Below are 5,402 nucleotides of genomic sequence, written 5' to 3'. Positions count from 1 at the left end.
GTTCCATACTAATTTGTGGAGGTCGAAAAGACGGGTTTCGACCTCTTTTTTGCGTTTTATAGGTATTAAAATCAACTTCTTGCACTATTTTGCTTAATAGACTCTTAACAAATGATACAATTAAGGTATAATATTATTTGTCAATGATAGAAACATCAAATAAGTAATGAACTCCTAAATATTATTTAGAACGCTGCTGATGATGCAGGTTAGTTCAACGTAATCATTTTGTGTAGATTCAAAAGCGGAAAGAGAGTGTTCGAAAATGGGTCGAAAGTGGAACAATATTAAAGAAAAGAAAGCTTCAAAAGATGCCAATACAAGCCGTATTTACGCTAAATTTGGAGTTGAAATTTATGTAGCAGCAAGACGGGGTGAACCCAATCCTGAATCCAATCAAGCATTAAAATTCGTGCTTGAACGCGCAAAAACATACAATGTACCGAAGCACATTATTGACCGTGCAATTGAAAAAGCAAAAGGCGGTTCAGAGGAAAGCTATTCCGAACTGCGTTATGAAGGATTCGGACCAAATGGTTCTATGGTGATCGTTGATGCCTTAACAAACAATGTAAACCGTACCGCATCAGATGTACGTGCAGCTTTTGGTAAAAACGGCGGGAACATGGGTGTAAGTGGCTCTGTGGCCTATATGTTCGATGCAACAGCTGTTATCGGTGTGGAAGGCAAAACGGAGGAAGATGTTCTTGAATTATTAATGGAAGCAGATGTTGACGTCCGTGACATTATTGAAGAAGAAGATTCTGTGATTGTTTATGCCGAACCAGAGCAGTTCCATGCTGTGCAAGAAGCATTTAAAAATGCTGGAGTTACAGAATTTACTGTAGCTGAATTAACAATGATGCCGCAAAATGATGTCACACTTCCTGAAGATGCACAAGCAAAATTCGAGAAAATGATTGATGTCTTAGAAGAATTAGAAGACGTTCAACAAGTGTACCACAATGTTGATTTAGGTGAATAAACGTTAAAGCAGACCTTGAATGAGGTCTGCTTTTTTTGTGGCTGATGTCCTATCGTCACCGTTTAACTGCCGATAGTATAAAAATGGTTGCAATAATGGAAATGGAACCAATCCATTCAGCCGGACCGAATGATACTTGGAGCCAGGCAACAGCTAAAAAGGCCGCTGATAATGGCTCGACACAAGCAAGGAGACTGGCTTCAGAAGCTTGAATGTACTTTAGACTTTCCATAAAGCAAAAAAAGGCTATTAATGTACCGAAAAGGATGACAAAAACCACAGCAACAAACGATGACAAACTCCATTGACCTTGAAACTTCCATGGCGGATGAATCAAGCTAAAGCCAATCCCGCCAATCAACATTCCCCATCCTACTGTAAGAAGAGATCCCCATTTCACTAATAAACTTCCTGGATAGAGCGTATAAAAAGCGAGGGCAAATGCCGATAGAATACCCCAAGTAAAGGCAGCGCCGGAAATGGTAAGTGAATCAATCGTTCCTTTTGTGACAAGTAGGAATGTTCCAAAAAGGGCTAATCCTATCGCCATGAGTTCATGTTTGGCAGGTAATTTCTTTGCCCGGAAACTTAAGTAACAGACAATAATGACGGGTGCAAGGTATTGCAGAATTGTTGCTGTTGCTGCATTTCCAGTTTCGATGGCTGCGAAATATGTATATTGAACGCCAAACATGCCAATCAACCCAAAGATGACTAGGCGAAAGATATCCTGTTTATTTGTCCAAATGCTCCAGATAGATTGTTTCATCACCGTGTGCGAAAAAAATAATAAACCCACCCCAGAAAAAATCAGCCGGTTAACAACTAACCAATTCGTACTAAAACCCTGTTTTTGAAATAAGTATTGAGCTACCGTTCCTGAAACACCCCAAAAGGTTGCCGCAATCAGCACTAAAATAATGCCTCTTGTCCTGGGCCTTGGGGAGGAAACCGCTGCGATTTGCGAATTCATCCTATCCCTCCATTGTGAAACAATACTAAAATCCTAATCTTTTAAATATAACAATAATTATATCACGTCATAGAAAAGAAGGCATATTGCAAAATGACTCCGTAACGAATAGAGGCTAATCGTGCCCACTACTGTAGAAAAAAGGAGTCAACGGTAACGAATAGAGGCTAATCGTGCCCGTTGCCCTAGAAAAAAGGAGTCGACAGTAACGAATAGAGGCTAATCGTGCTCGTGTCCTCAGAAAAAAGGAGTCGGCGGGGACGATTAAAGATTAATCGTGCAACTCAAGTCGTCTGTTCGCTTTATCCCTTTAAACTATGTTATTATCTATCATAATTACAACTGAGAAGGGATGAACAAGATGTCATTGGAAAGTGTTAAGGCCCATTTTAAACAATGGAATCGTGATCATGATGTTATGGAATTTGAAACCTCTAGTGCAACAGTGGATCAAGCTGCTGAGACGATTGGAGTCGCTCCAGCTCGAATTGCAAAAACTTTATCTTTTCGGGGGAGCGAGGATAAGGCTATTTTAATCGTGGCTGCTGGGGATGCAAAAATTGATAATAAGAAGTTCCGTCAGCAATTCGGTTTCAAAGCGCGGATGCTCACACCTGATGAAGTTCTAGAGCAAACAGGACATGCCATTGGCGGTGTTTGTCCGTTTGGCCTGAATAATGAACTGGATGTGTACCTGGATGTCTCCATGCAGCGCTTCGAAACACTCTATCCAGCTTGCGGCAGCACTAACTCTGCGATTGAATTAACCAAAGAAGAGTTATTTACGTTTTCCAATGCTACAGACTGGATCGACGTTTGCAAAGGTTGGGAAGAAGAGGGAGAATCAGTCGTTAATCATGGTAGTCTGATTACCAATGAAGCTGAAAAAACCCCTCAACGGTAGCCTGTGGAATTGTATAATGCTCTTGACTTAAAAAAGACCAGGCAATTTGCCTGGTCTTCTGCTAATTAATCCACCTATTACATAAAACTCTCACCATTATCATGATTAAACAGCCATTCTATTCCAAACTTATCTTTTATGGAACCGTAGGCTTTGCTCCAGAACGTTTCTTGAAGCTCCATAACTACCGTACCGCCCTCTTTCAATTTGTTAAAATAGGAAGTAATCTTATCTAAGTCCTTATTTACAATTGCTAGACTTATGTTCGTACCAGCTACAAATGGATGACCTGGAAAAACATCAGAAAACATTACGTTGCTTCCATCAATGTTAAGCCTTGTATGCATGACCAAGTTTTTTGCTTCTTCTGGAAGTGGATATTCTGGGTTCGGCGGCGCTTCCCCAAAGGTCATAATGTGTGGCTTTTCTAATCCAAAAACCTCCGCGTAAAACTCTGCTGCCTCACGACAGTTCCCATTAAAATTTAAGTAAACATCAACAGACATGTGCAATAACCCCTTTATTTTAAATTGTAATCATTGGTAATTGTACCATTTAGACACACCATATCCAACTTATCCCTATCTGTGCAAGGACAAACCTTATACCGAGACTTAAATAAATAATTTAGTTTCCGAGCGAATACAATTAAACAAAATCTTATTTTGAATTTTGCAGAAAAGAAGGTGGTGTGTGATGAAGTTCAAAATTCATCGATGTAATTGCCGGAAGCTTTGGTCGATTCAAACGCGAAAATCAAAGTTTACCGCACTTTCCCTTCTCCTTGATGGCAGCTGGGGTACTGAATTGAAACCTCAACGGAAATATAACCCCAAGGGATTTGTGACCACAAACTCAAAACAAGATATTATTGTTAATCCTCCTATTGAAGCAGTAGCGAAATTTGAAAAGGTAGCAAAACTGATTTACGACAAAAAGAAAGTTAATTTTAACGTGAACCAGGGCGAGTCCTTATTTTTCGCTGAAGATGGCACGTGTTATCTACTAAAAAAATTGTAACTTACGATCCTTTTAATAATCCAAATTCTTCTGAACAAAATCTCCAATTTCGTCAATAGCCTGTTGACCTTCAGGAATGGCAAACTGTTGAAAAACATGCCACATCTCGTCCCATACTTTAAAGGTTACTTCGACACCTGCTGATCGTGCACGATCGACTAGTCGAGCTGAATCACTTAAAAGAATTTCATCGTTCCCAACATGAACCAACATCGACGGAAGTCCAGACATGTCCGCATATATTGGTGATACCAGTGGATGCCGAGGATCCAAATCCCCAATATATAGTGCTGGTGCCGACCGTGATGCATCCGGAGATAACCATGGATCTACGAAAGCCCTAGTTTCCATTGATTCGCCTGTACCTTCCATATCTGTCCACGGAGATAAGAGTACGGCCAAAGCTGGCAAGGCTTCATTTTCTTCTTTTAATGAAAGAAGTGTAGCTAATGTTAGACCTCCACCTGCTGAGTCGCCGCCGATAATAATCTTATCAGGTGTAATCCCGGAGGAAATCAACCAGCGATATACTTTGATGGCGTCCTCAATCGCTGCTGGAAATGGGTTTTCTGGTGCAAGTCGATATTCAGGGACTAATACGCGTGCACCTGTGGACCGTGATAGCTTCGAGGCAAGATAACGATGGGTATTACAGCTTCCCATTATATATGCTCCACCATGAAGATAAAGAAAAACTCGGTCTTCCACCGCATTAGGTGCCATTACCCATTCAGCTGAGATTCCCTCGATGCTTGTTTTTTCTACGATGATGTCCTGTGCCACAGGGGTTAGAGCTGATAATGCTTCTAGTCCTTTTCTGGCTGTTTCGATGTCAAATCCTGCTGTTTGGTTTGCCTTTGATGACATTAAATATTGTCTAACTAGTAGACTTTCTTGACTTGCCATGAAGTTTTTCCCCTTTCACCTTAAAATGTAAGCGTGTACATATAGATATTTCTCTACAATTCTATTAATTCCTCCATAATATAACAACGAATTTATGAACAAAAACCCTCGCATCCAAAAAGCGAGGGTTTCATTATTATCTCGGGGTGATCGGTTTTACGGTAATAGCAGGGGATGTTGTCGAAATGATACATCCTTCTAAATGTTCAGGTTTTAAAAAGCCTAATTGAAGGGCGGCCTTGATTTTTTCATCATCTGGTTTTTTTACTACCTGGATGAGTTCGTTCATCTGTAATTCGTCTAATCTTTTAATGGTTTCAGCTTCGTTATATTTTTCTGTTTTCCGAATTTGGCGTTGGAGCTTGTAGCCGCTTATTGTAATTTCGCCTTTGTGATCAGAGCCAACCAGATGATTAAAGTAATGTTGAAAGGTATCCTTTAAATCATTCATTTCCAACTCTATTTCTTTTTTCTGCTTATTCAGTTCGTAATACTTTACCAACATTTCTCCTGTAATCACACTAACATCGTTCTTCCCCATGTAACCGCCTCCTGTTGCGAACGTATATTCCTATTTTATGTTTCGCTCCTTCAAAAAATAACCTTTTTATAAA

At 40.1% G+C, this 5,402-nt stretch carries 7 protein-coding genes; 3 read left to right on the top strand and 4 right to left on the bottom strand.

Features of this window, described 5'->3' with window-relative positions; genetic code table 11:
- Positions 1 to 265: 265 nt before the first annotated feature.
- The gene (locus tag V7137_RS16515; protein WP_335699094.1) at positions 266 to 985 is read left to right on the top strand and encodes a YebC/PmpR family DNA-binding transcriptional regulator; all 720 of its coding nucleotides are present in this window, start codon (positions 266 to 268) and stop codon (positions 983 to 985) included.
- Positions 986 to 1,040: 55 nt separating this feature from the next.
- Here V7137_RS16515 and V7137_RS16510 read toward each other — a convergent pair whose 3' ends face one another.
- Entirely contained in the window at positions 1,041 to 1,958 is a 918-nt protein-coding gene (locus V7137_RS16510) for an EamA family transporter (protein WP_335699093.1), read from the bottom strand.
- Between the two features lie 361 nt (positions 1,959 to 2,319).
- Between V7137_RS16510 and V7137_RS16505 the strand changes: the two genes are divergently transcribed.
- Entirely contained in the window at positions 2,320 to 2,862 is a 543-nt protein-coding gene (locus V7137_RS16505) for a YbaK/EbsC family protein (RefSeq protein WP_335699092.1), read from the top strand.
- Positions 2,863 to 2,939: 77 nt separating this feature from the next.
- Here the strand turns inward: V7137_RS16505 and V7137_RS16500 are convergent, their stop codons facing one another.
- Positions 2,940 to 3,368 (bottom strand): VOC family protein, encoded by a 429-nt coding sequence (locus tag V7137_RS16500; RefSeq protein ID WP_335699091.1) that lies wholly within the window; start codon positions 3,366 to 3,368, stop codon positions 2,940 to 2,942.
- A gap of 190 nt (positions 3,369 to 3,558) precedes the next feature.
- Between V7137_RS16500 and V7137_RS16495 the strand changes: the two genes are divergently transcribed.
- Positions 3,559 to 3,882 carry a hypothetical protein gene (locus V7137_RS16495; RefSeq protein ID WP_335699090.1) on the top strand — a complete coding sequence of 108 codons (324 nt, stop codon included), beginning with the start codon at positions 3,559 to 3,561 and terminating at the stop codon, positions 3,880 to 3,882.
- A 12-nt stretch (positions 3,883 to 3,894) separates the two neighbouring features.
- Here V7137_RS16495 and V7137_RS16490 read toward each other — a convergent pair whose 3' ends face one another.
- Both V7137_RS16490 and V7137_RS16485 read right to left on the bottom strand, forming a co-directional pair.
- Complete coding sequence (locus tag V7137_RS16490) at positions 3,895 to 4,788, bottom strand: alpha/beta hydrolase (RefSeq protein WP_335699089.1); 894 nt, start codon at positions 4,786 to 4,788, stop codon at positions 3,895 to 3,897.
- Positions 4,789 to 4,924: 136 nt separating this feature from the next.
- Positions 4,925 to 5,329, bottom strand: coding sequence for a hypothetical protein (locus V7137_RS16485; RefSeq protein ID WP_335699088.1), 405 nt, complete (start codon positions 5,327 to 5,329; stop codon positions 4,925 to 4,927).
- Positions 5,330 to 5,402: the final 73 nt, after the last annotated feature.

It is taken from the genome of Neobacillus drentensis, from assembly GCF_036962765.1.
Taxonomy (GTDB): Bacteria; Bacillota; Bacilli; order Bacillales; family Cytobacillaceae; genus Neobacillus; species Neobacillus drentensis_C.
The sequence above is the reverse complement of the archived record's forward strand: the minus strand, read 5'-3'. Positions and strand labels throughout refer to the sequence as shown.

Bases quoted from the DNA above. Each gene is read 5' to 3' on its own strand.
- V7137_RS16490 (WP_335699089.1), bottom strand. From the start codon at position 4,788: ATGGCAAGTCAAGAAAGTCTACTAGTTAGACAATATTTAATGTCATCA.
- V7137_RS16505 (WP_335699092.1), top strand. From the start codon at position 2,320: ATGTCATTGGAAAGTGTTAAGGCCCATTTTAAACAATGGAATCGTGAT.
- V7137_RS16485 (WP_335699088.1), bottom strand. From the start codon at position 5,329: ATGGGGAAGAACGATGTTAGTGTGATTACAGGAGAAATGTTGGTAAAG.
- V7137_RS16510 (WP_335699093.1), bottom strand. From the start codon at position 1,958: ATGAATTCGCAAATCGCAGCGGTTTCCTCCCCAAGGCCCAGGACAAGA.
- V7137_RS16515 (WP_335699094.1), top strand. From the start codon at position 266: ATGGGTCGAAAGTGGAACAATATTAAAGAAAAGAAAGCTTCAAAAGAT.
- V7137_RS16500 (WP_335699091.1), bottom strand. From the start codon at position 3,368: ATGTCTGTTGATGTTTACTTAAATTTTAATGGGAACTGTCGTGAGGCA.
- V7137_RS16495 (WP_335699090.1), top strand. From the start codon at position 3,559: ATGAAGTTCAAAATTCATCGATGTAATTGCCGGAAGCTTTGGTCGATT.